The sequence below is a fragment of the Bacillus cereus genome (assembly GCF_007678085.1).
GTDB classification, from domain to species: domain Bacteria; phylum Bacillota; class Bacilli; order Bacillales; family Bacillaceae_G; genus Bacillus_A; species Bacillus_A cereus_BE.
Map to the genome: position 1 here is coordinate 344,696 of NZ_VEDW01000003.1, position 26,288 is coordinate 370,983.

A 26,288-nucleotide genomic window follows, 5' to 3' on the forward strand; every position below is an offset into this window, starting at 1 on the left:
GAAACCAGAAACAACGGATCCAGAGAAACCAGAAACAACGGATCCAGAGAAACCAGAAACAACGGATCCAGAGAAACCAGAAACAACGGATCCAGAGAAACCGGGAACAACGAATCCAGAAAAACCAGAAACAACGGATCCAGAAAAACTGGGAACAACGGATCCAGAAAAACCAGAAACAATGAATCCAGAGAAGCCTGAAAAAGAATTACCGAAAACAGGACAGAAAATGCCTGTGGAACCATATATGGGAGCACTTCTTATTATGATGAGTTTTGGATTGCTCGTATTAGGTAGAAAACAGCAGAGATAATAAAAATGAAAAGGTATCCTCCAAGTATTGGAGGATACCTTTTTTATTTGGCATGAAAAAACATTTAGCAAAAGAACTCGATGCAAATAGAAACAAAAAGGAAGAAAAAAATCGTCCTATTTTCTTAATATGGTTATATCAAAAATAACATATATTTAATGTGAAAATAAAAGGTTAAAGGTCTTCGTAATGTTTGGGTGAAAAAAGAGTTATCTATGTAATTAATTTGAGTACTTTAAGACAGAGGGCTTTTTCCTAAAGTGTTCAAAGGATGATAGTCCAATAGCAGGTGGAAGATGAAACTCGTTTTAGCACTGTATTAACACCTTGAAATATAGATAGGGGAAAATAATGTAAAAAAAACTATTGTATATTTAAAAACTTTATGTTACATTTGTGTTACAGAAAAGTTACAAACGGTAAATTATGTTACAGTTTGTTTTCTTTTGTTTTTCTTTATGTTACGAAAATATGTAAAACTAAAAAAATAGCAACCTAAAAATAGTTTTTCTATGTGTATAAGAGTGTGTGTAGTAAAGAGCCTGGTGAGAGCTTTACGCACATTATTAAAATTCCTTTCTGTCTTTAAAAGAAGAAAACCAACTACCAACTATTTAGGAGTTTTAAGTAATGATAGTAAATGAAATGTACTTCCTTTCCCACACACAAAGTACATCTTTATTTTCAGTCTAATTACTACACAGACTTTTATACATATGCTGTTATTGTTTTAGGGATATATAGGAGGAGAAAAAATGAAAAAGTTATTAATGGTAATTGGACTTACGTTTTTAATGTTAGCTGGATGTAGTAATGGGAATTTTGACAAAGCAATGGATGAAGGGAAGACCGCGTTAACGAATAAAGAATATAAAAATGCTTTATCATCATTTGAAAAAGCGTTAGATGAGAAAAAAGACGATTCAGATGCAAAGATGCTTGTAGAACAAACGAAAGTAATGATTGAAGCAGTGAAGTTAAAAGAAGAAACAAAGATAGAAGAATCAATCAAATCATTTGAAAAAGTAGAGAACATGAAGAATGGAAATGCTACGCTTGTAAAACAAGCGAAGGAAGAACGAACAGCATTACTAGCCATCTTAGAGCAAAAAAAGAAGTATAGCGAGCAACTGACGAAAAGTGAAGAGTTAATAAGTAAGAAAAATTATGCAGAAGCGAAAGATATATTAAATAAGCTAGTTGCAGAAACAAAAGATAACAAGAATCTTGAAGAATATAATAAAAAAGCAGTAGGATTAGTTACTAAAATAAATGAAGAAGAAAAAATGGCAAAGAGTGAAGCAACAGCGAAGGCACAAAAAACAAATGCAGTAACGAATCAAAAAGTAGCAACAGAAAAGACTCAAAAAACTGAGGCAGAAAAAAATCAAAAGGTAGCAGCAGAAAAGAACGAAAAAACTGAGGCAGAAAAGAATCAGAAGGTAGTAACAGAAAAGAACGAAAAAACTGAGGCAGAAAAGAATCAGAAGGTAGTAACAGAAAAGAACCAAAAAGTAGAGACAGGAAAGACTCAAGATGCATTTACTTTTGAGAAAGCGAAAGCATATATCAAAAATGAATATAAAGAAGACTATGATTACACGCTAGAAAATACGCAAGTAGAGAATGGAAAGAAATATTATCAAATAAGAGTGCATACGACATATAAAATAGAAGGTGCAGGTGGACCAGGATTTACTGGTGTATTTAAAGTATTCGAAGATGGTACAATCGTTGAAATGCACTAAATTGATGGAAAAGGTATCCTCAAAGTATATGAGGGTACCTTTTTTTACATAAAAAAAGGCATCTAGCAAAAGTACTAGATGCAAATAAAAACACAAGGGAAAATAAATATCTTCCCGTTTCCCGTAAGTAATTATATCAAAAAATTTATAAAAAACTAGCTTTATTTTTTATATCTTTGATGTGTAAAGCTATGAAAGTATAAGATTACACTGTTTTCATAGTGTTTTATTGAAAAAAGGAGCTGTGTATATGATTAATTTTAAACCAGAAAATTTAAACCAACTATTAAAAGTGATGCTAATTAGTGCGAATAAGTCGTATGATGCGATTAAAGATTATGAATTTACGGGAGAAGAAGTAGTATTCCGTGTAGACTTCGAATATATTGACGTTTCTTTAATGATTGTAGATATGTTAGGAAGATCAGCTTCTAAATTCACCATTTTGCCATATGCTCGTCCGAATACGAATGAAATAGATTACATTCAGTTTCAAGTGTATGCGATTAATGAAGGGAATTTTAAAGAAATGATGGATACGATGTGAAAAACTATAATTTTACAAATATGTATATACCAACTAATATATAATTAATACATTCATATAATTGGAGTGATGAGATGCAGCCATTAGAAAGGGAAATTCATTCTAATATGCTGAAAGTGTGGAGGGTTCACGCTTTAATTGGGGCGGCAGTTATACTAGCAGTCGTAATTGCATATTTCTTTTTTATGATCAATTTTAATTGGTGGGGCTGGTTGTTTGGCTTGTTAGTAACAGGCGCTATTACATTTATCCCGCTTGATTATTTTGTGTTTCCAAATTTACGTCAACGTTATTATAGTTACAGATTAAATGAAGAAGAGATTGAGATACAAAAGGGAATGTTCGTTGTGAAACGCGTACTCATTCCGATGATGCGTGTGCAGCACGTAACGATTGAACAAGGACCGATTATGAGAAAGTATAATTTAGCAGAATTACATATTTCCACAGCAGCAACTTCTCATAGTATTCCAGGTTTAACAAAAGAAGAAGCAGAGCAGCTGAAAAGACAAATTGGAGAACTTGCGAAAGTGAGTGATGAGGATGTATAAGAGGCAACATCCGATCACGATATTGTTAGGTATTAGGATTTCGAGTTTATTTCCACTTATTATCCTTGTTATGTTTAAACCTGAAGAACAAGTGAAACCTTGGTATTTCTTTTATCTTTTCATCTTGTTTATTATATTTATTATGGCAATTTTCTCAGCTATAAAATGGTATTTCAAAGTGTACTGGGTTGAAAATAATATTGTACATATAAAGCACGGTGTGTTCGTTAAGAAGGAAAGCTACTTAAATAAAGAACGTGTGCAAAATATTAGTACGTCTTCTAACATCATTTATCAAGTGCTTGGATTGACGAAATTAAACATAGAAGTAGCCGGCGGTGGTACTGAGCCGGAAGTGATGTTAGCTGGCATTAGAGAAAGTGAAGCGAAGGAACTGATTTCTTTATTACATAAAGAGAGAAGCATTGTGACTGAAGAAGAGCCCGCGACGACAGAAAATAAAACAATTTATCAGTTAACAGCGAAAGAAATTTTATTCGCATCTATTACATCTGGTAGATTCGGATTAGTATTTTCTATGTTAGTCATCCTTTACACAGAGTTTAATCAATTTCTACCAGAATGGCTCATCAATAAAGTAGAAGCGTATGTAATGGATAACGGTGTATATGAATTAATCGTTATGGCCGCGATTTTAATGGCAGTTTCGTGGGTCATTTCAACAGCTGGTTATGCGTTAAAATATGCGAACTTTAAAATAGAGCGAAAAGGAAATGAAATTCGCATCGTACAAGGGTTATTTGATAAGAAAGAGTTTGTTTTAAAATTACATCGCATTCAAGCGATCACGGTGAAAGAAGGCATTCTCCGTCAACCTTTCGGTTATTGTTCTGTTGAAGTAGAAGTTATTCAAAGTATAGAAGCGGCTGGAAATGAAGTAATGCTACATCCCTTTATGAAAAAGAAAGATGTCCAGCAGTTACTTACGTATTTACAGTTACCGTATGAAACGGAAGAGGAAATCTTTCACTTACCGAAAGCTGCATTACGTCGTTACGTAATAATGGGCTGGATTACAAGTGCAGTGCTTGCTGTGCCGATCGTCGGTGCGAGTATATATTTTAAGCAAAATATGGCGTTATTCACTTTAATACCACTATTTATCGCATTTACGCTACTTGCATATGCCCGGTATAAAAGTGGTAGATATATGATACGAGACAATCAGTTAGTCATGGTATACCGCGGCCTGGCAAAATATACAGGAATTATGCGAAGAAGGCATGTTCAAGCAGTAGGATACAATCAATCGTATTTTCAAAAGAAAGACGAGCTATGTACAGCTGCCGTATCAGTAGCGGGACATAAATATAAAGTGAAGCATATGCGAAAAGAAGATGCGCTGCGCATATATAATTGGTACAAAGAAAAAGGAAACACCGGTGCGTAATGGTGTTTCCTTTTTTCTGTCGTGATTTGTCGATAAGTCGATCTATTCGAAAAATCGCTGATATAATTTCATGTACCGCATCCCTGAAGGAACTACAGTACAAAAGAACTTAAACTAACACATCAAAAGTAGTCACAAATGACGGACGAGAGAAAATACTTTTCTGCTGTTCCGCATGCGGATGAGCCTGAGATGGAGCTTGTCCTTCTGCTTGTGCAGGGCGTTTTTTGTGAGCGTTTTCGAATGAACGTGATTCTGTCCAGTCTTTAAAGTTCTGCTCCGTTTCCCACATCGTTAAGATGACATATGTATCGTTACTTAATGGGCGAAGAACGCGAATCGCTTGGAAACCTGGTTCGTTTTCGATAAGGCCTGCGCGGTTTTTAAAACGATTTTCAAATACTGGGCGACCTTCGTCTGTTACAGAAATGTTGTTACAAACGATATAGCCAGGTTGTCCTTTAAATTCGCCAACAGCGTCTAATACGTCATACTGAAGAGAACCTTCTACAGATTCTTCTGTATTTTCTTTATAAAACATATCTTTTTCATTATTTTTTGCAGTGAAATGTGCTTGTTCTAGAGGTGTTTCGTATGAAATAATAGCCTTCATTTTAATGCCCCCTTTAATTATTTGTTTCTATTATATCAACTCTCTTAAAAAACTTCGAAGATTATATACATAAAGATACTTCTTTTTCAAATAATAAATGTACCATCATTTGGAAAGAAGGACGATGTATGAAGAAAGTAAAGTGGACTTTATTAGGTGGGTTAGCAACGCTCGTATTAGCGGTTGTACTTTATAAACTTATCGTGTTAGCTGGTGGCTATATGATGGATGAAAAGCAGCTCGTTTTCCACTCTTCATCACGTATCGTTGACCAGAAAGGGAAAGAAATTACGAAATTATACGTAGAAAATAGAGATCTCGTACCAATCGAACAAATTCCAAAATACGTGCAGCAGTCATTTATTGCGGTGGAAGATTCTCGTTTTTATGAGCATCAAGGAATTGATTACCCGTCTATATTCCGGGCTCTTTATAAAGATACGTTAGCTGGAGAAAAGGTAGAAGGCGGTAGTACCATTACGCAGCAACTCGCTAAAAATGTCTTTTTAACTCGGGAAAAAACAGTTACACGTAAATTGAAGGAAGTCGCAATTTCTCTTCAATTAGAGCAAAAATATACGAAGCAACAAATTCTTGAAATGTATATGAATCATATTTACTTTGGCCATGGGGCTTACGGTATTCAAGCGGCAGCAAAGTTGTATTTTAATAAAAATGTGGAAGATTTAACAGTAGAAGAGGGAGCAATGCTTGCAGGCCTTCCGAAGTCGCCAAACGGATATTCACCTTATTTCTCTCCAGAGAAGAGTAAGGAGCGCCGTGATCTCGTATTGTCGCTTATGCATAAACAAGGCTATTTGACTGCAGAAGAAAGTGTACGTTATCAAGGAAAGACAATTGCTCTATATAAAAACTTAGATGAGAATGAGCTCGCATATATGCCGTATATTGATATGGTTATAGATGAAGCAGCACGTTTATACGGGTTGTCTCATCAAGAAGTACTTCGCGGAGGATACACGTTTGTCGTTCCGATGGATGAAAAAATTCAAAAGGTAGCGTATAACCAGTTTCAGGATGCAAGGAATTTCCCTGGTAAAGAAGAGGGGGCGCAAGGTGCTTTTTTATTAATGGATAATCGTACGGGTGGAATTAAAGCGGCGATTGGCGGAAGAAAGTACGTCCCGAGAGGATTTAATCGTGTTTTTGCAAAAAGACAACCGGGTTCTGTGTTAAAACCACTTATCGTCTATGCACCAGCACTCGAAACGAAAAAGTATAATCCATATTCTTTATTGACGAATGAAAGACATTCTTTTGAAGGCTATGAACCTCGAAATTATAACCATGCGTATTCGAAAGAAATGACGATGTACGATGCGATTTTAGAGTCAGCAAATGTACCGGCAGTTTCTTTATTAAATGAGTTAGGGGTAGAAGAAGGAAAGCAATATTTAGAGAAAGGTAATGTTCATATTGCCGATGCAGGTTTAAGTACAGCGCTTGGCGGACTGAAAAATGGTGTTTCCACATTTGATCTTGTGAAAATGTATCGTGCGTTTTTAGCAAATGGTGATATTATTGAGCCGCATGTTATTGATAAAGTGTTAAATAGACACGGCGCGGTTATTGGAGAATCGCCAAAAGTAGAAACGAAAATTTTCTCGAAACAAACGGCATGGTATATGACGAAAATGCTTGAAGGAGTTGTAAAGGAAGGGACAGCAAAAGCCGGTGAATATAACGGGGCGTTAGCTGGGAAAACAGGTACAACTTCACTGCCAAATGACGATAATGGAGCTAGAGATATGTGGTTCGTTGGCTATACGCCAAATTTAGTAGGCGCTGTTTGGATTGGGTATGACCGTACGGATAAAGAGCATCAGTTGCAAGGAGAAAGTGCATCAGCAACGAAATTGTTTAAGAAAATTTTAACGAAGGCAAATGTAGAAAAGAAAGGGCAGTTTATGAAGCCAGAAGGTGTGGAAACAATCGGTGCTCCGATTCGTCTGCGCAAAATTGAAGATGTGAAAATGAAATTAGCGTTTAGCCCTTTCGGTTTATTTAAAGCGAAACTAAGCTGGACGCCACTTCCTGATGATAGAATTATGTATCGAATTTATAGAGTAGAAAACGGAATCCATACGCATGTAGGCACTGTAAATGGTGCTGGAGAATATGAAGAAAAGTTCGTTAACATCTTTTCAAAACCGAGTTTTTACGTTGTGCCATATAACACACAAACGAATCGTGAGGGAGAAAAGTCAAAAGTAGCTAAACCATAGTTTTTCTCTGTGTTATAATAAGAATGTTGTGAAAATAGTAAGCGTTTTTAAGAATGTTTGTGTCAATTTAATGAACAACGTACATAATATTATGCATTTTGTTTTTACAAGCTGTATAGTAAAAAAAGATAAATATCGAACGTATTCGAAGCATTGGTAAGGAAGGGAGCAAGGGTCTTGGTAAGAAATATAAATGAGACATTTTTAAAAGCATGTAGGGGGGAACGTACTGATTATGTACCAGCATGGTATATGCGTCAGGCAGGTCGTTCGCAGCCGGAATATAGAAAGATAAAAGAAAAGTATTCTTTATTTGAAATTACACACAATCCAGAGTTATGTGCTTACGTTACAAAGTTGCCAGTTGATCAATATAACGTAGACGCAGCAATTCTGTATAAAGATATTATGTCACCACTACCTGCAATTGGTGTGGATGTAGAAATTAAATCAGGTATTGGTCCAGTTATTGATAATCCAATCCGTTCTTTACAAGACGTAGAAAAACTAGGGGAAATCAATCCAGAAGATGACGTACCGTACATATTAGATACGATTCGTTTATTAACGACAGAAATGCTAGACGTACCGTTAATCGGTTTTTCAGGAGCTCCATTTACATTAGCGAGCTATATGATTGAAGGCGGTCCATCTCGTAATTATCATAATACGAAAGCGTTCATGTATGCAGAGCCGAAAGCTTGGTTCGCTTTAATGGATAAGCTAGCTGATATGGTTATTACATATTTAAAAGCGCAAATTAACGCAGGAGCAAAAGCAGTTCAAATTTTCGATTCTTGGGTTGGAACAGTAAATGTAGCAGATTACCGCGTATTTATTAAACCAGCAATGGAGCGTATTTTTACAGAAGTTCGTCCGATGGGTGTACCAATGATTATGCACGGCGTAGGAGCTGCACACTTAGTAAACGAATGGCACGACTTACCGCTTGATGTAGTAGGCTTAGATTGGCGCTTACCGATCGAAGAGGCACGCACGCGTGGCGTTCATAAGGCAGTGCAAGGTAACATGGATCCTTCATTCTTACTTGCGCCATGGTCTGTTATTGAAGAACATGTAAAAGGTATTTTAGATCAAGGGATGAAACAGCCAGGTTATATCTTTAACTTAGGACACGGTGTATTCCCAGAAGTAAATCCAGATACATTAAAACGTTTAACTACATTTATTCATGAATACTCTAAAGGACAGTTAGCGAAGTAAAGGAGCATTGCTGTATGAAAAAGAAAATTGGTTTGCTTGTAATGGCATACGGAACGCCATATAAAGAAGAAGATATTGAACGTTACTATACACATATTCGCAGAGGAAGAAAGCCAAGTCCTGAAATGCTAGAAGATTTAACAGAGCGTTACCGTGCAATTGGTGGTATTTCTCCTTTAGCTACTATTACATTAGAGCAAGCTAAAAAGTTAGAACAGCGTTTAAATGAAGTACAAGATGAAGTAGAGTACCATATGTATCTTGGCTTAAAACATATCGAACCGTTCATTGAAGATGCAGTGAAAGATATGCATAACGACGGTATACAAGATGCAATCGCACTTGTTCTTGCACCGCACTATTCTACATTTAGCGTGAAATCGTATGTAGGACGAGCACAAGAAGAAGCAGAGAAACTTGGAAACTTAACAATTCACGGCATTGATAGCTGGTATAAAGAACCGAAATTCATCCAGTACTGGGTTGATGCAGTGAAAGGTATATATAACGGTATGGCAGAAGCAGAACGTGAAAAGGCAGTATTAATCGTATCTGCACATAGCTTACCAGAAAAAATTATCGCACTTGGCGATCCATATCCAGATCAATTAAATGAAACAGCTGACTATATTGCAAGAGGTGCTGAAGTAGCAAACTATGCAGTAGGTTGGCAAAGTGCAGGAAACACGCCAGATCCTTGGATTGGTCCAGATGTACAAGATTTAACGAGAGAATTAAATGAAAAGTACGGTTATACTTCATTCGTATACGCACCAGTTGGATTTGTTGCGGAACATTTAGAAGTTTTATATGACAACGACTTTGAATGTAAAGTTGTAACAGATGAAATTGGCGCGAAATATTATCGTCCAGAAATGCCAAATGCATCGGACGCATTTATTGATTGCTTAACAGATGTTGTATTAAAGAAAAAAGAATCTGTAATGTAAAAAGAAAGGGGGAGCCTGCTTGAGGAAAAAAGTTGTAATCATCGGCGGTGGCATCACAGGATTAACAACAATGTATAACTTACAAAAAGATATTCGTGACAACAACTTGCCGATCGATACATTACTGATAGAAGCATCCGGTAAACTTGGCGGGAAAATTCAAACCGTTCGAAAAGATGGATTTACAATTGAACGCGGTCCTGATTCTTTCTTAGCACGAAAAGAAAGTGCAGCAAGATTAGCGAAAGAATTAGGTCTTGGCGATGAACTTGTAAATAATAAGGCCGGTCAATCATTTATCCTCGTAAACAATCGGTTACATAAAATGCCGACCGGATCAATGATGGGAATTCCAACGCAAATTACGCCGTTTCTATTTTCCGGGCTGTTCTCCCCAATTGGTAAACTAAGAGCTGGTTTTGATCTGTTAATGCCGAGATCAAAGCCAGTATCTGACCAATCACTCGGGCGTTTTTTCAGACACCGCCTCGGAAACGAAGTGGTTGAAAATTTAATAGAACCATTACTATCGGGTATTTATGCAGGAGATATTGATGAAATGAGCTTAATGTCAACATTCCCGCAAATGTATCAAATTGAGCAGAAACATCGCAGTATTTCACTCGGTATGCGTACACTTGCCCCGAAAAAAGAGACATCTGAACCGAAAAAAGGAATCTTCCAAACAGTGAAAACAGGTTTAGAATCTATCGTAGAATCTCTCGAAGTGAAGATGCATGAAGGTACGATAATAAAGGGTACTCGCATTGAAAAAGTTGCAAAACTCGGTGATGGTTATATGATTACTCTTAGTAACGGAAAAGAAATAGAAGCGGACGCGGTCGTAGTGGCAAGCTCACATAAAGTATTGCCATCTATGTTTGCGCAGTACAAGCAGTTTCGTTTCTTCCGCAACATTCCGTCCACATCAGTTGCGAATGTAGCAATGGCATTCCCGAAATCAGCCATTCAGCGCGATATTGATGGCACAGGGTTTGTCGTATCTCGAAATAGTGATTACACAATTACAGCATGTACGTGGACACATAAAAAATGGCCACATACAACGCCAGAAGGAAAAATGCTACTTCGTTGTTATGTTGGACGCCCTGGTGATGAAGCAGTTGTAGAACAAACAGAAGAGGAACTCGTTCAGCTTGTACTAGAAGATTTACGAAAGACGATGGATATTACAGAGGATCCAGAATTTACAGTCGTAAGTCGCTGGAAAGAAGCAATGCCCCAATATACAGTAGGCCATAACGAGCGAATGAAGAAACTTACAACATTTATGGAAAAAGAGTTGCCAGGTATATACTTGGCAGGTAGTTCTTACGCTGGTTCTGGTCTTCCGGACTGTATTGATCAAGGTGAGAAAGCCGCAAAGCGTGTACTCTCTCATTTGGAGAAAGTAATGGATACCGAATTAATTGCACAATAAAGTGAAACGCCTTCAATCACATTGAAGGCGTTTTGTTATTTATTCACCAATAAACATATATAAGTTATTTGGCTTTATAACAGCATCTCCTGCATAAATAACCCACTCTGTTAAGTTATCAAAATCTAACTGATAACTATTTCCTTCACTCATATCTTTTATAAAATATGGTTCATTAATGAGTATTCCTTGAATGAAATCTTCCGTAATTTCTTGCATTTCAAACCACATATGTTCACTTTTTCCTTCTTCGTAGGAGACACCAAACTTAGCGAGGAAACGAAAATCTTCATTCGATTGTTCAATGTGAAAAATGTTACTGAAATACCCGAAAGTATTCTTCGCATTGTAAGCCATACGATCGGTTTCACTATTTGTTTTATAGAACATGAGCCCTGTAGCTTCCTCGTGTTCTTGGAAAAAGCTTTCAATATATTCTTCTGAAGTATTAAATTTGAATAAGAGAACGGATGGAGATTGATGGTATTCATCTCGGTCATCCATACCGCCAAGAAATACGTTTTGCGCATCTATTGGTTGTAGTTTTACTTCTTCATCCTCAATTGAAGATAATTGATCCATACTCGTTTTATGCCCAATATAAGATAATCCTTTTTCCCATGGAACAGCTACTGTATGTATAGAACCTTGCTGACTATGCGCGATAACGATAGGCTCATTCATAGGAACTTGTCCATTCTCAACGGCATTATTAGCAAAGGTTTGAAAGAGGTCACCAATACCGTAGTAGGAAGAAATGCGATTTGGAATAATTAATTCTATTTCTGTTACACCTGCTCTTAAAAGGCCATGTGTATGAAACCAATATTGCGTAGGCTCACCGTCTTTATCGTCTTCATAAACGGAATGAATAACGTACAAGTCAGGAATGTCAGGTAATAATTCATTTTCAACGTGATATTCAATATAGCTTCTAGATATCACTTTCATTGCGGCACTTGAATCGATTACAAATAACAAGTCTGGAGCGAGGTTCCATAAAAACTGTAATTGCTGGAAAAAGCAGTCCAGCACATCGCCTACAAATAGCGTACGAGTAAAAATTTCAGTGCCATAAGCAGCATCTTCAAAATGACGATCTACGATTGTAGAATCTTGTCTATTGTACATTTTATATTCTTCTGGTTCATTCGCTTCATCAATATGCAGTTCATACGGTATGATGGTTTCATCCATATGTAACTCAACAATAAGGCTTGTCTCATCACTAAAAATAATTTTTAACTCATCAACTTTAGTAGCGATCGTTTCTAGCCGCTGTTTTAACTGCTCAATTGTAATTCTAGTTGGTATAACGGCAATCATATCTGAAAAATGACGTTCTAATGTTCCATTCATAGCTGCGCGGTATGTTTCTGTTTGCACTTCCATCCAATCACTCCTATTCAAATGAATCCATTTACATGCCAGTTAAATTTCGATATTTTCTGTTTTCTCTCTCTAACATTATAGAGCGCATTCGTAGAAGGTGTAAAATTATTATTTTGTATTATAGTTTGAAAGCTTGTAAATTAAATAAATTTTTTGTAAAACTTGTCGAAATGTAGTTCTATATAACGAATCATTTGATATGATAGAAATGCTGAGAAAATATGAAATAGGGAGAGGAAAATGGCTGTGAAGAAATTGTTAAGTGTCTTTTTATCATTCATACTATTGCTTTCATTTACTGGAACTATAGTACAAGCAGAAGAAACTACTTCTATGTCAGTAGAAAAAGCAATTCAAGTAATTAAGGAGCAAGGGAAAACGAAGGGAATAGTGGAAGGATATATCGTTGGGTATACGCAAAGTCCTTCTAAATACACGAAAGATCCGGCTAAGTTTGATGATACAAACGTAGCAATTGCGGATTCGCCAAATGAAACGAATCCAGACAAAATCATGCCTGTTCAATTGCCAAAAGGCGATGTGAGAGCAGCAGTAAACGTGAAAGATCATCCTGAAAACATCGGGAAGAAAGTTAGTTTAACAGGGACGCTTGAATTATATTTTAGTAGCCCAGGTTTAAAATCAGTAACAGCTCATAAGTTTCAAGGAGAAGGACAAAACCGTGTTAGCGATGTAGTAGCTTCGCCTAGTGGCGGAGAAGTTGCGAAGGGAACAGCGGTAACATTAACAACGAATACAGAAGGAGCAACAATCTACTATACGTTAGATGGCTCTAACCCTACAAATAAGAGCGTTCGTTATAACGGACAAATTGTGGTGAATGAAAATAGTGTGATTAAAGCAATCGCAGAGAAAGAAGGGCTTACTTCTTCAGCGATTTCAACATTTTCATTTAGCATCGTAAACAATGAACAGGTTCGTATTCATGATATTCAAGGAAAGTCACATACTTCTCCTTACAAAGGGAAGAAAGTATACAATGTGGAAGGCGTTGTAACAGCGCTTGATAAAAACGGTTTTTATATCGAAGATAACCAGCCGGATAATGATCCAGCTACTTCAGAAGGTATGTACGTATACAAAAAAGATGCGAACGTAGCAGTAGGAGATCTTATTCAAGTTGATGGAGAAGTAGAAGAATATGTTGGTCCTGGATACGCAGAAAGATTTGACACAGACTTAACGACGACGGAAATTAAAGCGAGCCGCGTTGCTGTAATCGCAAAAGATCAACCTTTACCAGCACCGATCGTACTTGGAGAAAACGGTGTGAAAATCCCTGATCAAATTATCGATAATGATGCATTCGGTTTATTTGATCCAAATGAAGATGCAATCGATTTTTATGAAAGTATAGAAGGTATGCGCGTTACGATGCCAACGCCAAAAATTATTGCACCTCAGAAAAACGGAAATTTATATGTAACAGTAGAAAATGGCGGAAATAAAGTCGTAACGAAATACGGCACACCTGTATTAGATGAAAATCAATTAAACCCAGAGCGTCTTTCTGTAAAAGTATCTCGTGATTATGTAGCAAAAGTAGGAGATACTTTCACTGGAGATATAACAGGGGTAGTCGGATATGATTACGGTTCGTTCCGTATTTCACCAATAACGGAATTACCATCTGTAGTGGACGGTGGATTTAAGCAAGTAGGCGCAAATATTCAGCCTCGTCTTGATAAGTTAACAGTTGCTACATATAACATTGAAAACTTCTCGGCGAATAAAAAAGAAACAACAGATGAAAAAGTAAAAGCGTTAGCGTATTCTATTAAATACAATTTAAAAATGCCAGATATTATCGGTGTAGAGGAAATGCAAGATAATAATGGATCAATTAATGATGGTACAACAGATGCTTCATTAAGTGCAAAACGTATCATTGATGCAGTGCTAGAAATTCGCGGACCAAAGTATGAGTATGTAGAAATTGCTCCGCATAATAATCTAGACGGAGGAGCACCAGGAGCGAATATTCGCGTCGGTTTCTTCTACAACCCATCACGCGTGAAATTAGCAGCAGTACCGAAGTTACTTGATAAAAATGTCGTTCGCATTGGAGACGAGAACCCATTATTTGAAAGTACACGTAAACCGCTTGCGGCAGAATTTACGTTCCAAGGACAAAACGTTGTTGTCGTTGCAAATCACTTAAACTCAAAAATAGGGGATGCAACGCCATTTGGAAAAGTGCAGCCACTCGTATTAAAGAGTGAAGAAAAACGAGTTCAATTAGCACAAGAAGTAAACAATTTCGTACAAGGTATTCAGAAAAAGAATACGAATGCACCAGTTGTTGTGTTAGGGGATATGAACGATTTTGAGTTCGCTAAACCACTAAAAACACTAGAAGGAACAATCTTGAAAAATATGTTAAACACAGTGCCAAAAGAGAACCGTTACACGTACATTCATGAAGGAAATGCACAAGTGTTAGATCATATTTTAGTAACAAACAACATCGCACCATACACAATTGTAGATCCAGTACATTTAAACTCAAACATTATGAAAGAACATGGACGTGTAAGTGACCACGACCCAGTACTTGCTCAAATTGATTTGAAGAAAGCTTCTTAAATCGTTGTAAAAGAACGCTTAGAAATATACTGAGCGTTCTTTTTCTGTAAAAATCATGTTAAAATTAATTAAAAATTCAGTTTTTTATAATGAGGAGGTTAAAAATGCAAGCATGGTTAAATGGAAAATTAATAAATCAGCTTGCCATTTTTTTTAGTACAATTGTCATGTTTCAATTTGTAGCTGAAGTAACAGGACTTACTCAAAATTTAGATATCACGTATAACTTAATACATACAGGATCGTCCTATGTAACGTTTAGTTTGGCAGTCATTTTTACTTTAATAGGTGCAAGAAGAGAATTAAGTAAATATGCAATTATTTTATTATGTTCAGTTGTAGGTATTAAAGCGATTTATTTTGCGGTGTTCGTTATTTTATGGGGATTAGCAGATACGCCGTAAGGGGGAGATGATTATATGAATAATGATAATAAGAGCGTAATTCTCCAAGCTTGCTTAGGGAATTACGCTCTTATTCGTTCAATGATTTAGTCTGAAATTGCTTGAAACGCTTTTCTACATCGATCTCTTTTTTGCAGTCTTCTTCTATATTTTTTCTTATCCCGCTTTACTCCTTGTATATACATGAATAAGCTAACGAGAAGGAAGAAAGTACATTGCATCGTTAAAATGTACGGTGACATGCCTTGCAATGGTTGTTTCGGATCATATAAATGAATAGGTGCTCCGCCTATTGAAGGAAGTATTGTATTTAGCAGGACGTACGGAATGGAGGCAACTGCGAATGGAAAGAGAATCGCCATATAGTCCTTTTGTGACCATACAGATGCAGCAAGTCCTAAAAGAGCCATTAAACCTGCAAATAAAAAATTAATTCCGATATATACAGTAATGTAAGTGAGAGGCGCATCAAAATATAGGTTTGCGAACATTCCATCAGCATTTATGATGCCGGAGCCAATCGTAGGTGTTCCGTCTGGAATGGTTAATTTGCAAAATAATAACGATAAGATGAATGGAAGCGTATAAAGAAATCCTCCGCAAAAAAACGTAACGATATATTTCGTTACTGAATAAGGAAATAAAGAAATCCCCTTACTGACAAACGGTTTAAAATCATCTGATTTATCCGAATTGTAACTTGTACTAAAGGGAAAACTCGCAATAACTGGCATTAATAATAAATAAACATCCATTTCATTGTCGCGAAATCCGATCCATTTTATATCTGTTGAAATAGGTCCACTCGCAGCGTCTCCTAAATAACGAATGACATAGTAATAGTGATAAATACAAATAAGAACGAATCCACTAAACATCATAATTAAAGAAATACGACTACAAAAAGCTTGCTTTATATTTAAACGAAGCGCATGCATCATGACTGAAAAAGCCTCCACTATTTTGATAAACTTGTCTATTTTCTATATTACTATTAAATGTAAAGATTTTCTTGTTTTTTTATTTGATTATTTGAAAAAAGGGGAATTTGTTGTTGTTAAGTAAGGTTTAACAGAAATTATATTTTCTAAAATATGGTTGACAATTTAGTATTACATTTGTAATCTTAATTGTAGATTACAAATGTAATACTAAGGAGTGAAATATATTATGACAAATCAATTACCTAAAATATCTGAAGCGGAATTAGAAATTATGAAAGTACTTTGGTCTAATTCTCCACAAACAGCGAATGAAATTATAGAAGAACTAGAAGATCCAATGGACTGGAAACCGAAAACAATCCGTACATTAATTAATCGGTTAGTACAAAAGGAAGCCGTTTCTTACCATCAAGATAAAGGGCGTATGTATGCTTATTATCCGTTAGTATCACAAGATAATTATTTACAAGTTGAAACGAAATCTTTGCTAAAGCGTTTTTGCGGCGCAGCGTTCAAGCCATTACTTGTTAATTTCTTAAAAGAGGAAAAATTGTCTTCAGATGATATTAATGAACTGAAACGCATTTTAGATGAAAAGACAGAGGAGAATAAGAGGAAGGATAGATAACAATGATAGACATGTTTATAAATGTATACCTTCCCCATTTTTTTGATTGGCTTATAGAAACGTCACTTATGGCCAGTATATTAGTTGGATTTATTTTATGTATAAAAGTGCTATTCAAAAATAAGTTAACGCCCCGGTGGCAATATATGCTGTGGATCGTACTAATGATACGACTCCTTTTACCATGGTCACCAGATAGCTCTTATAGCATTTATTCATTACTTTCTTATAGTTCTAGTGTGTCGGAAGTGATTCAAAAAAATACATCTTCCCTTGAGAATACAGTGAATAACGAGATAAAACAGACAGTAGAATTAGAAACAAATTCTGAAACTGTGATCAAAAATAGTGAACCTGAAGTAAACGCGAGTGCGGAACAACAGACTACACTTTCTTTATACAAAATCGCTCTATATGTTTGGTTAGCTGGAGTAATCGTATTAGCAGTCATCACGTTTATTACAAATAGACGTTTATATTCTTACATAAAGAAACAACCAGATATTACGGATGAACAAGTCGTTACAGTGTTTAATCGCTGTAAGCAGTCTATGAAAATGAAGAAGGCAGTTTCATTACGTCTTGCAGGAAAGATTGCGAGTCCAACTGTTTTTAGTTTCTTTCGCCCGAAAGTATTACTATCAAAAAAACATATGAAAGTATTAAATGAGCAACAATTACAATATGTCTTTTACCATGAGTTAGCTCATATTAAAAGAAGCGATGTAGCTGTAAATTGGATTATGTACAGTTTAATCCTATTAAATTGGTTCAATCCGATTCTTTGGTACGCCTATTTCTGTATGCGAGAAGATCAAGAATTAGCCTGTGACGCATATGCACTTACTTTTATAGATAAAGAGGAGCAAATTGCATACGGTCATACCATCATTACCCTTTTAGAACATTATTCCTATCAAGTACCAAGCCTAGCCAATTTAAGTAGAAATAAACGAACACTAAAAAGGAGAATCGTTATGATTAAAAAGTTCCAAAAGAAATCGTATCGTCTTTCTTTACTTGGAGTTATTGCTATAGCAGTTATAGCAGGGGGATTCTTATTGAATGCAAGGATAACTGAGGGAGATGAAAGACAGAAGGAAAAGGTTGTAGAAAACAAGCAATCTAAAGCGGCATTTGAAAAAGCGATAGAAACAGTATATGGTACACCAGAGAATGCAAGTAGAGAATGGGGTATGTCGATAAAGTCATATAAAAGAGATACAGATTTTTTGTATTTGGCAGAAAAGAATTTTACAAAAAAAGAATTTGAACAATATGTCCAATTATTTAAAGAGGCTAGTGAAATTCAGAAACAAGCAATGGTTAAGAAAAATGTGCCTGAGAATTACGATGGAGATACAAAGGAATTTAATCTTGAACGTTTGAATAAAACTGATCAAGAAAAATTAGCTAGTATTCAGAAGAAATTAAACCCTTTTAATGATAAATTGCAGAAGTCTTTAACATATACTATGGAAGAAGCAAAAGAACATGTACCGTATCAAATTAAAGAGCCAACTTATATACCTGAAGGTTATGAATTAAAGAGAGAATGGGCTGATTCATATTTTGGAAGAGATGTAGAATTAGTTATTAAATCAGAATATACAAAAGGGAAATATGGTTTTACAATTTACCAGTCAAGGATGTATATGGATGGTAATGTTAATGGTGGCAAGGATCCACTACACTACATGATGCCTGGAGACGAGAATCTAGAAAGTTATAGTTTAGACGGGAAAGAAATGGTCTATAATAAATATTCTCAAGGAGAGAGTAAGTTAAAAGGACTCAAAATGTTTGTACCAGCACAAGGTAAGAATAGTGAGTATCAAATTGTCATAGTGAATGATATTTTTACAAGAGATACAAAGATATACGAAGAGATAATCAATGATGATCTAACTAAGAAAGAGATGGAGAAAATATTACTCTCTATGTCAAAATAAAAGACAGTGTTCTTCAACTTTTGGTTTTAAGAACACTGTCTATTTAATTAGATTTCTAGAGTGATCTATCCAGCAATTATTATGAAGATATTCTAGCTTTCCATACAAGTATACTTTTTGATACACTATGGACAGTAATATATAACTTGACTGGAATTTTTTTATACTGGAAATAATAAAAAAGAGAACTTGTATAGAATGTAAGCGTGTGGTAATATCAAAGATGTACTGATTGACTATATTATCCAATTGGTCATTTTTGGAGGTGACGATGTGGCGATAGATCGAAAACGTTCTATTATTGAAGCTGCAACAAAGTCTTTTTCAGCGTTCGGTTATAAAGCAACAACGATGGATCAAGTAGCGAAATTAGCGAATGTAGGAAAAGGAACGATTTATACTTTTTTCAAAAATAAAGAAGAGCTATTTGGTGAAATTATTTCTAATTTAATTACAGAAATGAAGCAAGTTGCAGAAAATGCAATTCGTTCAGATGTTTCATTTTTTGAAAATGTACATAGAGCATTATATAGCATATTAGAATTCAGAAAAGAACATCAGCTCATGATTAAGTTAATTCAAGAAGAGCGTGATATGGGAACGAAAGAAGTACAAGAAGTGATGCAACAAGTAGATGTAGAAATCGTTTCTGTCATTCAATCGTATTTAAAGATTGCGATTGAAAAAGGTGAAATTAGCAAATGTGATCCAGAAATTACAGCATTTATTATGCTTCGCTTATACGTATCGCTTATTTTTGATTGGGAAAAAAATCATGAACCGCTAGAAAAAGAAAAAATCGCAGAATTATTTGAACTTTATTTATTAAAAGGATTGTCAAATTAAGATAATCCTTTTATTATTATAAAATATGACCAAATGAACAAAACGGTCATACATTTAATTTAAGGAGGGAAAATAGAAATATTAATTTCATATTGAGTAAAAGTTGCATAGTATAAATCCGGGGATAAGGCATATGTATGAATAAATATAGCCTTTTTATTTGGGTAAAAATGACTAAATGAACATTTTGGTCATTCGGAAGAGGGGGAGTAAAGATGAAATGGAATCAGTTACTTCGTAAAGAGTTTACTGAAATTATAAAAAGTAAAAAAATATTAATTCCAATTATCGCGGTTTTATTCGTGCCAATTTTATATGCAGGTATGTTTTTATGGGCCTTTTGGGATCCGTATAAACAATTAGATGATTTACCAGTGGCGGTAGTCAATTTAGATAAAGGTGCAGTATTTGATGGGAAACCAATTGAAGTCGGAAAAGGGCTCGTTGATAACTTAAAAGATAATACAAGTTTTAAATGGGAATTTGTAAGTGAAAAAGAAGCGAAAAAAGGAATGGAAGGTAGAAAGTATTACATGTTAGTACGCATTCCAGATGACTTCTCAAGTAATGCTACAACGTTATTAAAAGATGATCCAAAACCATTAAACTTAGAATACATTCCAAACGAAAGTTTAAACTTCCTATCTTCACAAATTGGCGGAACAGCCATTGAAAAAATTAAAGGTGAAGTATCAAGTACGTTAACGAAAACATATGCAGAGAAAATGTTTGATTCCATTCAAGACGTCTCAAAAGGATTAGCAGATGGAGCGGAAGGTGCAAACAAACTACACGACGGATCAAGTGAGCTGCATGATGGTTCAAGTAAAGTGACAGATGGCCTTCATACACTTCAAGGGAAGTCTGGAGAGATGAAGGATGGAGCTCAGAAATTAGCAGATGGATCTAATAAATTAGTAGATGGGTCAGGCAAAGTAACAAATGGTTTAAATACGCTAAATAGCAAAACAGGTGAAATGCAGATAGGTATAGGGAAATTAGTAGATGGCTCTGGAAAAGTAACGAACGGTTTAAATACGTTAAATAGTAAAACAGGTGAGATGCAGACAGGTATCGGAAAATTAATAGATGGCTCTGGAAAAGTAACAGACGGTTTAAATACGTTAAATAGCAAAACCGGTGAAATGCAAAAAGGAATTGGTGAATTACATGATGGATCTGAGAAAGTGACCGGTGGTTTGAACAAATTAGTAAGTAAATCCGGTGAATTAAAAACAGGAACAACGGATTTATCAAATGGTATGGAACAACTGGTTGGGGGGCAAAGACAATTAGAGGAAGCCTCTCAACAAATTGAAAAAGGTTTGCAAGATTTAAATAGTAAAGTGAAAAGTTCTGCTGCAGCTTTAGAGGAAATGCAGTCAAAAGGCCCTTCTATATTGAATACAGTAAATGAGAAAATAGATGGAGCTGGGGCGAATGTAAATCAGTTAAATGAACTTACGCAATCAACAGCAGGAGATGCAAAAAATGCAGCGCAAGATGTAGTGAATTTACAAAAGCAAATTGAAAGTTTACCGAAAGAATATCAAGAGCAGTTACAACCATTCATAACAAATGCTGTAAAAAATACAGCGACAGTTCAGCAAAAAGTTGCTGGAGTAGCGGGTGGAACAAATAAATTAAATGAAGAAGTAAAACAATTAAAAGGCGAAATAGATCAAAAAACAAGTGATACGCAAAACAAACTACCGAACACAGAGAAATTGGACTCTTTAACAGATAATATTGAGAAATTAGCCGGTATACAAAAAGGATTTGTTGGGAATTTCCAAGGGTTTGGTAAGAATTTAAATGCAGCAAAAGAAGGCGCAAATAAATTTAAAAACGAATCCGGTCAACTAATTGATGCGATAAATCAATTAGCAGATGGCTCTGGAAAAGTAACAGGTGGTTTAGGTGCATTATCTGCAGGGGCAAATCAAATGGCAGGTGGTGTAAATCAATTAGCAAATGGCTCAAGCCAAGTAACAGGCGGCTTAGGAACATTATCTGCAGGGGCAAATCAAATGGCAGGTGGTGTAAATCAATTAGCAAATGGTTCAAGCCAAGTAACAGGTGGTTTAGGTACAGTATCTGTAGGAGCAAATCAAATGGCAGGTGGAGTAAATCAATTAGCAGATGGCTCAAATCAAGTAACAACGGGATTAGGTACTCTAAATGGTGGTCTAAATAAAATGTCAACAGGCTCAACCCAGCTAATCGACGGCGTAAATAAACTAGCAGACGGATCAGGAAAAGTAACAGAGGGTCTTGTAAAAGTAAACGACGGTTCCGGTGAACTTGCGGAGAAGCTCGGCGAAGGGGCAGAGAAAACAGGTGAAGTGAAAGGGACGGATAAAACGTATGATATGTTTGCAAGTCCTGTAAAAGTGAAGACGGAGAAAATGGCGGAAGTTCCAAACTACGGAACTGGATTTACACCGTATTTCTTATCACTCGGTTTATTTGTTGGGGCATTACTATTATCAATCGTATATCCATTACGTGATACAGTTGGCGTTCCAAAATCAGGATTTAGCTGGTTTATTAGTAAGTTCGGCGTGTTACTATCAGTCGGTATTATTCAAGCGATTGTAGCAGATGTGATATTACTATTCGGATTAGGTGTAGAAGTACAAAGTATTCCGTATTTCATACTCTTTAGCATCGTTACAAGTTTAGCGTTTATCGCATTAATTCAGTGTTTAGTAACAGCATTCGGTGATGCAGGGCGTTTCATCGCCATCATCACATTAATCATTCAGCTTACAACAAGTGCTGGAACATTCCCACTAGAATTGATTCCGAAGTTTTTACAACCATTCAATGCTTGGTTACCGATGACATACTCTGTATCAGGATTGAAAGCAGTCGTATCAAGTGGAGACTTTAACTTCATGTGGCAAAACGTAGGAGTGCTCATGATTTTCATCGTTGTATTATCACTTGGAACAATTGCAGCCTTAACTTGGATGCACAAACGACAGTTTAGAAATATTGCGGAAAATCAATCGATTGAAGCATAGAAAAAAGCACCTTTTCGGTGCTTTTTTTATTTTATTGTAGGAGGTCTTTTCTGTAGTTTATATAAACCTTTTTACAAGATATAGAGACGAAAGAAAAGGATTTACAACAAATTATAGAGAAAATTAGATATAGAGGAGTTGATATGATGAAAGGAAATCTTACTTACTATTTTATCTTGTATCCACTAATCTTCTTTCTTGTTTTCACCCTTTCACCTATCTTATTTCATAAAGAGGAATATACAAGTATAAAAGATACATTAGGAATACTATTATTCTACTATGTGTTAATTAGCGGGTATTATATGATGGATGTTGTAAGTAAAAGAATGAAGAAAAATAATAAGGACAAACAATAAAGGTGTATGATTTAAAAACCGATGGAGGATAACAAAATGACCGAAAATGAAATGAAATTCAGAGATATGACGATTCGTAACTTTTTTGATAAAGAGGACCGCCTAAAATCGATTCCAGGTCAAAAGAAGAAAAAACTAGTATTGTTAGAGCATTTAATTAGCAAATTAAACGCTGAAAATCAATATACGGAAAAAGAAATGAATACATTTATAAAGCAATATCACGATGATTTTTGTACGATTAGACGTGAGTTTATTGTACACGGGTTTATGGATCGAGAGGATAATACGTACCATATAAACGGGAGAGAAGTGTGGACGAAGTGGGAGGAGTTAAAATAATGAATCAGCGGGGGATCCCCACTGATTATGAGTCTGTGCTAGTGTTGCAGCTTCTTTGTAGTAAGTCTATGAACTCTTCAACATTCGAACTTGTAATGTACCCAAGCGTTATATATTCATCTTCATAGTAAAATATTATTTTTTTATCAAAGATTCTTCTCTTCGTTTCTATAGATTCAATTTTTTCATACTTAAATTCGGCAATGAATGTATTTTTAGATTGTCCATGAAAGAGAAGTCTTCTATTAGTAGCCAGTAGCATGCCCGGATACGGAACATTATGTGTCATAATATAGCCAGTAAGTGAACAATTTAAAGTTGATAAAATCTTTTCTTCTTTATGTAATAGTTGTTTTGCAGCTATTAAGATTGGATTCATTGTGTACATTCCTTTTATATAGATGTAAAAATATTGTATCAAAAGTGAAAAGGTACTCAATATGTAATATTGCATATTGAGTATTTTATAGTTTAAATATTATTTTTTTAGAAAAGGGTATGAGGTGATTCAATGATACGATTAGCAAAAGAGATTGATGCGGAATCAATTATAGATATTAGAAAAGAAATTATATTATCGGAAACTACTACAAAGTTTTTTATAGTATCTCCAAAAAAATTACCAAATGATATTGATGCAGAAAAAGAAAAGATACGGAAAGGCAATAAAAAAGGGAATCTTTATATAGTTTATGAAGTAGATAGTAAGGTCGTTGGCTTTTTAATTTTCAACCGCTACAAACTAGAACGTCTACGACATGTAGGTACAATGGGAATGGGTATTAGAGAGGCGTACTGTAATCAAGGTATTGGTACGAAACTAATTGAATTTCTTATTAGTTGGGCTAAAGGACAGAAAGGTTTAGAGAAAATTTGCTTAGGTGTAGTTTCTGTTAATGATAGGGCAATTAAAGTGTATAAACGTATGGGATTTGTAGAAGAAGGAAGACAAAAAAAGCAAATTAAATATGAAGATGGAACATATGGAGATGACGTATTGATGGGGCTTTATCTTGAATAAAATAAAGGAGTTTTCTATTGATAGTAAGTGAGACTTTATGAGTCATCATATAGACGGTGCATATTTTAGTGATAAGACTGCCAATATTGGCAGTCTCTTTTTAGTAGAAGTGTTTACATACAACAAACCTTAAGTTCTAATCGTTCTTTCTGGCGCAGATGATGTGCAAAATGCATAGAAATAAGCTGGAACCATTCTGCTGCATGTAAGTAACCAAGCCCAGGATGTTCGACTTTACAATCACTAGGGATAGAAGAAAGTGTTGGCTCAATGTCTTTAACAATTGTAAGTAATTCTAGAAGCTGTTTCTGTACATCTTCTTTATTAGCTGGGTTTTCAGGCGTATATCCAGGATGATCTGGTAATTTGATTTTTATGTCTGGGAAAGCTCCCATCATATATACCTTTTCTCCCATATCCGTTTTTTTGTTAGTTGCAGAAGGCGCTTCAGTTCTGCATTTCGCGATTGCATTTAACTGCATGTGTGTAGCTGAAATTAAATGATTATACATTTGACCAAGAGACCATTCCTCATTAGAAGGCTTCATCCTAAATTGTTCTATAGAGTACTTTTCTAATTCCTTTATGTAGTACGTTGCTAACTCTTCAAATTTCTTCATATCACTAACTCCTTTTTATGAAAATGTATTTGTTACTACCTACTATAAAGAAGTAATACTGACAACATTATGTCAGTAGTGAAATGCAAAAATTAAAGATGTAACATTTTCTTTGCTTCATCACGGATTTTCTCAGATAGAACGTTTGGTTCAAGTACTTGCACTTGGCTTCCCCAGCTCAATACCCATTGAAACACTTCATCTATGTTTCTTGATTTCAAAAAGACGTGAAAACCATCATTTCTATGTTCGTATGAATCTATAAAGAAGTATCGTGATTCAATAATTTTATGTGCAATATGGGCTGGGAATAATAAATGAATCATCACAGTACGGTTGCTTTCAGGCTGATATTCTTGCAAAGAAAAGTCTTCGGATTTTATAAAGAATTCTTGTTCTTGTTGTAGTCCATCCATTCGATCTAAGCGGAAATTACGTATTTGTTTTCGAAGTAAACAATGGGCAACGACGTACCAAATTCCTGAAATATTGACTAAGCCGTAAGGATGAATGGTCCGTTTTATTTTTGTAGTTTCTCTCGGTTTCAGATAAGAAAAAGAGATAGCCTGTTCTTTTTGAATAGCTTCTTGCAATAGGAGAATTTGATTTTCTAGCTTTTCTTGTTCAGATTGCTGATGTGAAAATATAGGAGAAAGGAAACGGAAAGTCCCTCGTAACTCTCGGGCTTTCTTTTGTTGATCAGTAGGGAGAACAATTTCAAGTTTCTCTTTTGCCGATTTTGCATGTACAGAGAAAGAAGAAGTGAAAGTTTTCTCGATATAATCACCGCCTAATAAAAGAGTAACAGCCTCTTCAGACGTAAGCTGAATGGGTGGTAAGAAATAGCCATCCATTAATGAATAACCTTGGCCAGGCATGGCGAAAAGTGGGACGCCAGATTCACTAAGTGCATCCATATCTCTATAAATCGTTCTTATACTTGTCTCAAATTTTTCAGCTAAGCTTTGTGCTGTAACAGTTTGTCTTCTTTGTAATTCAATTAATATAGCTAATAAACGATCCGTCCGATTCATGAAATATCCCCCTGTATCTTTTATAAATATGCCTACTGTAAACTTCTAAAATCAGTATAAACTCTT

At 35.4% G+C, this 26,288-nt stretch carries 24 protein-coding genes; 18 read left to right on the forward strand and 6 right to left on the reverse strand.

Annotation, left to right across the window (positions count from 1 at the left end):
- The 5 genes from FS742_RS27625 to FS742_RS15360 form a co-directional block, all read left to right on the forward strand.
- Positions 1-313: LPXTG cell wall anchor domain-containing protein (locus FS742_RS27625; protein ID WP_186327182.1), on the forward strand; the 313-nt coding region annotated here is incomplete at its 5' end.
- A 755-nt stretch (positions 314-1,068) separates the two neighbouring features.
- Complete coding sequence (locus FS742_RS15345; RefSeq protein WP_144613374.1) at positions 1,069-2,061, forward strand: hypothetical protein; 993 nt, start codon at positions 1,069-1,071, stop codon at positions 2,059-2,061.
- 250 nt (positions 2,062-2,311) lie between these two features.
- Positions 2,312-2,608, forward strand: a complete 297-nt coding sequence (locus FS742_RS15350) for a hypothetical protein (protein ID WP_060489221.1) — start codon at positions 2,312-2,314, stop codon at positions 2,606-2,608.
- A 74-nt stretch (positions 2,609-2,682) separates the two neighbouring features.
- A complete protein-coding gene (locus tag FS742_RS15355) occupies positions 2,683-3,159 on the forward strand; it encodes a PH domain-containing protein (protein ID WP_144613376.1) in 477 nt (158 codons plus the stop codon).
- On the forward strand, positions 3,152-4,570 hold the full coding sequence (locus tag FS742_RS15360; protein ID WP_144613378.1) for a PH domain-containing protein: 1,419 nt from the start codon (positions 3,152-3,154) through the stop codon (positions 4,568-4,570). The genes FS742_RS15355 and FS742_RS15360 overlap by 8 nt, the downstream gene beginning before the upstream one ends.
- Before the next feature lie 109 nt (positions 4,571-4,679).
- On the opposite strand, the gene hmoB is transcribed toward FS742_RS15360, so the two are convergent.
- Positions 4,680-5,183: a heme-degrading monooxygenase HmoB gene (hmoB, locus tag FS742_RS15365; protein WP_098275804.1), complete on the reverse strand. Its 504-nt coding sequence runs from the start codon at positions 5,181-5,183 to the stop codon at positions 4,680-4,682.
- 128 nt (positions 5,184-5,311) lie between these two features.
- On the opposite strand from hmoB, the gene FS742_RS15370 reads away from it, so the two are divergent.
- The 4 genes from FS742_RS15370 to hemY all read left to right on the forward strand — a co-directional run bounded on the left by FS742_RS15370 (position 5,312) and on the right by hemY (position 11,044).
- The gene (locus FS742_RS15370) at positions 5,312-7,429 is read left to right on the forward strand and encodes a transglycosylase domain-containing protein (protein ID WP_144613380.1); all 2,118 of its coding nucleotides are present in this window, start codon (positions 5,312-5,314) and stop codon (positions 7,427-7,429) included.
- 177 nt (positions 7,430-7,606) lie between these two features.
- On the forward strand, positions 7,607-8,653 hold the full coding sequence (hemE, locus tag FS742_RS15375; RefSeq protein WP_144613382.1) for a uroporphyrinogen decarboxylase: 1,047 nt from the start codon (positions 7,607-7,609) through the stop codon (positions 8,651-8,653).
- A 14-nt stretch (positions 8,654-8,667) separates the two neighbouring features.
- A complete protein-coding gene (gene hemH, locus FS742_RS15380) occupies positions 8,668-9,603 on the forward strand; it encodes a ferrochelatase (RefSeq protein WP_144613384.1) in 936 nt (311 codons plus the stop codon).
- 19 nt (positions 9,604-9,622) lie between these two features.
- A complete protein-coding gene (gene hemY, locus FS742_RS15385; protein ID WP_144613386.1) occupies positions 9,623-11,044 on the forward strand; it encodes a protoporphyrinogen oxidase in 1,422 nt (473 codons plus the stop codon).
- A 39-nt stretch (positions 11,045-11,083) separates the two neighbouring features.
- On the opposite strand, the gene FS742_RS15390 is transcribed toward hemY, so the two are convergent.
- Entirely contained in the window at positions 11,084-12,436 is a 1,353-nt protein-coding gene (locus FS742_RS15390) for a DUF4026 domain-containing protein (protein WP_144613388.1), read from the reverse strand.
- A gap of 240 nt (positions 12,437-12,676) precedes the next feature.
- Between FS742_RS15390 and FS742_RS15395 the strand changes: the two genes are divergently transcribed.
- On the forward strand, positions 12,677-15,043 hold the full coding sequence (locus FS742_RS15395; protein WP_144613390.1) for a DUF6359 domain-containing protein: 2,367 nt from the start codon (positions 12,677-12,679) through the stop codon (positions 15,041-15,043).
- 104 nt (positions 15,044-15,147) lie between these two features.
- Positions 15,148-15,447 carry a hypothetical protein gene (locus FS742_RS15400; RefSeq protein ID WP_001149495.1) on the forward strand — a complete coding sequence of 100 codons (300 nt, stop codon included), beginning with the start codon at positions 15,148-15,150 and terminating at the stop codon, positions 15,445-15,447.
- Positions 15,448-15,533: 86 nt separating this feature from the next.
- On the opposite strand, the gene FS742_RS15405 is transcribed toward FS742_RS15400, so the two are convergent.
- On the reverse strand, positions 15,534-16,388 hold the full coding sequence (locus tag FS742_RS15405) for a hypothetical protein (protein ID WP_144613392.1): 855 nt from the start codon (positions 16,386-16,388) through the stop codon (positions 15,534-15,536).
- A gap of 229 nt (positions 16,389-16,617) precedes the next feature.
- Here FS742_RS15405 and FS742_RS15410 point away from each other — a divergent pair, with 229 nt between their 5' ends.
- The 6 genes from FS742_RS15410 to FS742_RS15435 all read left to right on the forward strand — a co-directional run bounded on the left by FS742_RS15410 (position 16,618) and on the right by FS742_RS15435 (position 23,547).
- A complete protein-coding gene (locus tag FS742_RS15410; protein WP_087957659.1) occupies positions 16,618-17,019 on the forward strand; it encodes a BlaI/MecI/CopY family transcriptional regulator in 402 nt (133 codons plus the stop codon).
- Positions 17,020-17,021: 2 nt separating this feature from the next.
- On the forward strand, positions 17,022-18,971 hold the full coding sequence (locus FS742_RS15415; RefSeq protein WP_144613394.1) for a M56 family metallopeptidase: 1,950 nt from the start codon (positions 17,022-17,024) through the stop codon (positions 18,969-18,971).
- 273 nt (positions 18,972-19,244) lie between these two features.
- On the forward strand, positions 19,245-19,817 hold the full coding sequence (locus FS742_RS15420) for a TetR/AcrR family transcriptional regulator (RefSeq protein WP_000963378.1): 573 nt from the start codon (positions 19,245-19,247) through the stop codon (positions 19,815-19,817).
- A gap of 215 nt (positions 19,818-20,032) precedes the next feature.
- Positions 20,033-22,846, forward strand: a complete 2,814-nt coding sequence (locus tag FS742_RS15425) for a YhgE/Pip domain-containing protein (RefSeq protein ID WP_144613396.1) — start codon at positions 20,033-20,035, stop codon at positions 22,844-22,846.
- A gap of 143 nt (positions 22,847-22,989) precedes the next feature.
- Complete coding sequence (locus FS742_RS15430) at positions 22,990-23,205, forward strand: hypothetical protein (RefSeq protein WP_144613398.1); 216 nt, start codon at positions 22,990-22,992, stop codon at positions 23,203-23,205.
- 36 nt (positions 23,206-23,241) lie between these two features.
- Complete coding sequence (locus tag FS742_RS15435; protein ID WP_144613400.1) at positions 23,242-23,547, forward strand: DUF2087 domain-containing protein; 306 nt, start codon at positions 23,242-23,244, stop codon at positions 23,545-23,547.
- A gap of 25 nt (positions 23,548-23,572) precedes the next feature.
- On the opposite strand, the gene FS742_RS15440 is transcribed toward FS742_RS15435, so the two are convergent.
- Entirely contained in the window at positions 23,573-23,935 is a 363-nt protein-coding gene (locus FS742_RS15440) for a PH domain-containing protein (protein ID WP_144613402.1), read from the reverse strand.
- A 123-nt stretch (positions 23,936-24,058) separates the two neighbouring features.
- Between FS742_RS15440 and FS742_RS15445 the strand changes: the two genes are divergently transcribed.
- A complete protein-coding gene (locus FS742_RS15445) occupies positions 24,059-24,568 on the forward strand; it encodes a GNAT family N-acetyltransferase (RefSeq protein ID WP_144613404.1) in 510 nt (169 codons plus the stop codon).
- A 113-nt stretch (positions 24,569-24,681) separates the two neighbouring features.
- Here the strand turns inward: FS742_RS15445 and FS742_RS15450 are convergent, their stop codons facing one another.
- A complete protein-coding gene (locus FS742_RS15450) occupies positions 24,682-25,188 on the reverse strand; it encodes a DinB family protein (RefSeq protein WP_144613406.1) in 507 nt (168 codons plus the stop codon).
- Positions 25,189-25,280: 92 nt separating this feature from the next.
- A complete protein-coding gene (locus FS742_RS15455; protein ID WP_144613407.1) occupies positions 25,281-26,222 on the reverse strand; it encodes a helix-turn-helix transcriptional regulator in 942 nt (313 codons plus the stop codon).
- Between the last annotated feature and the right edge of the window lie 66 nt (positions 26,223-26,288).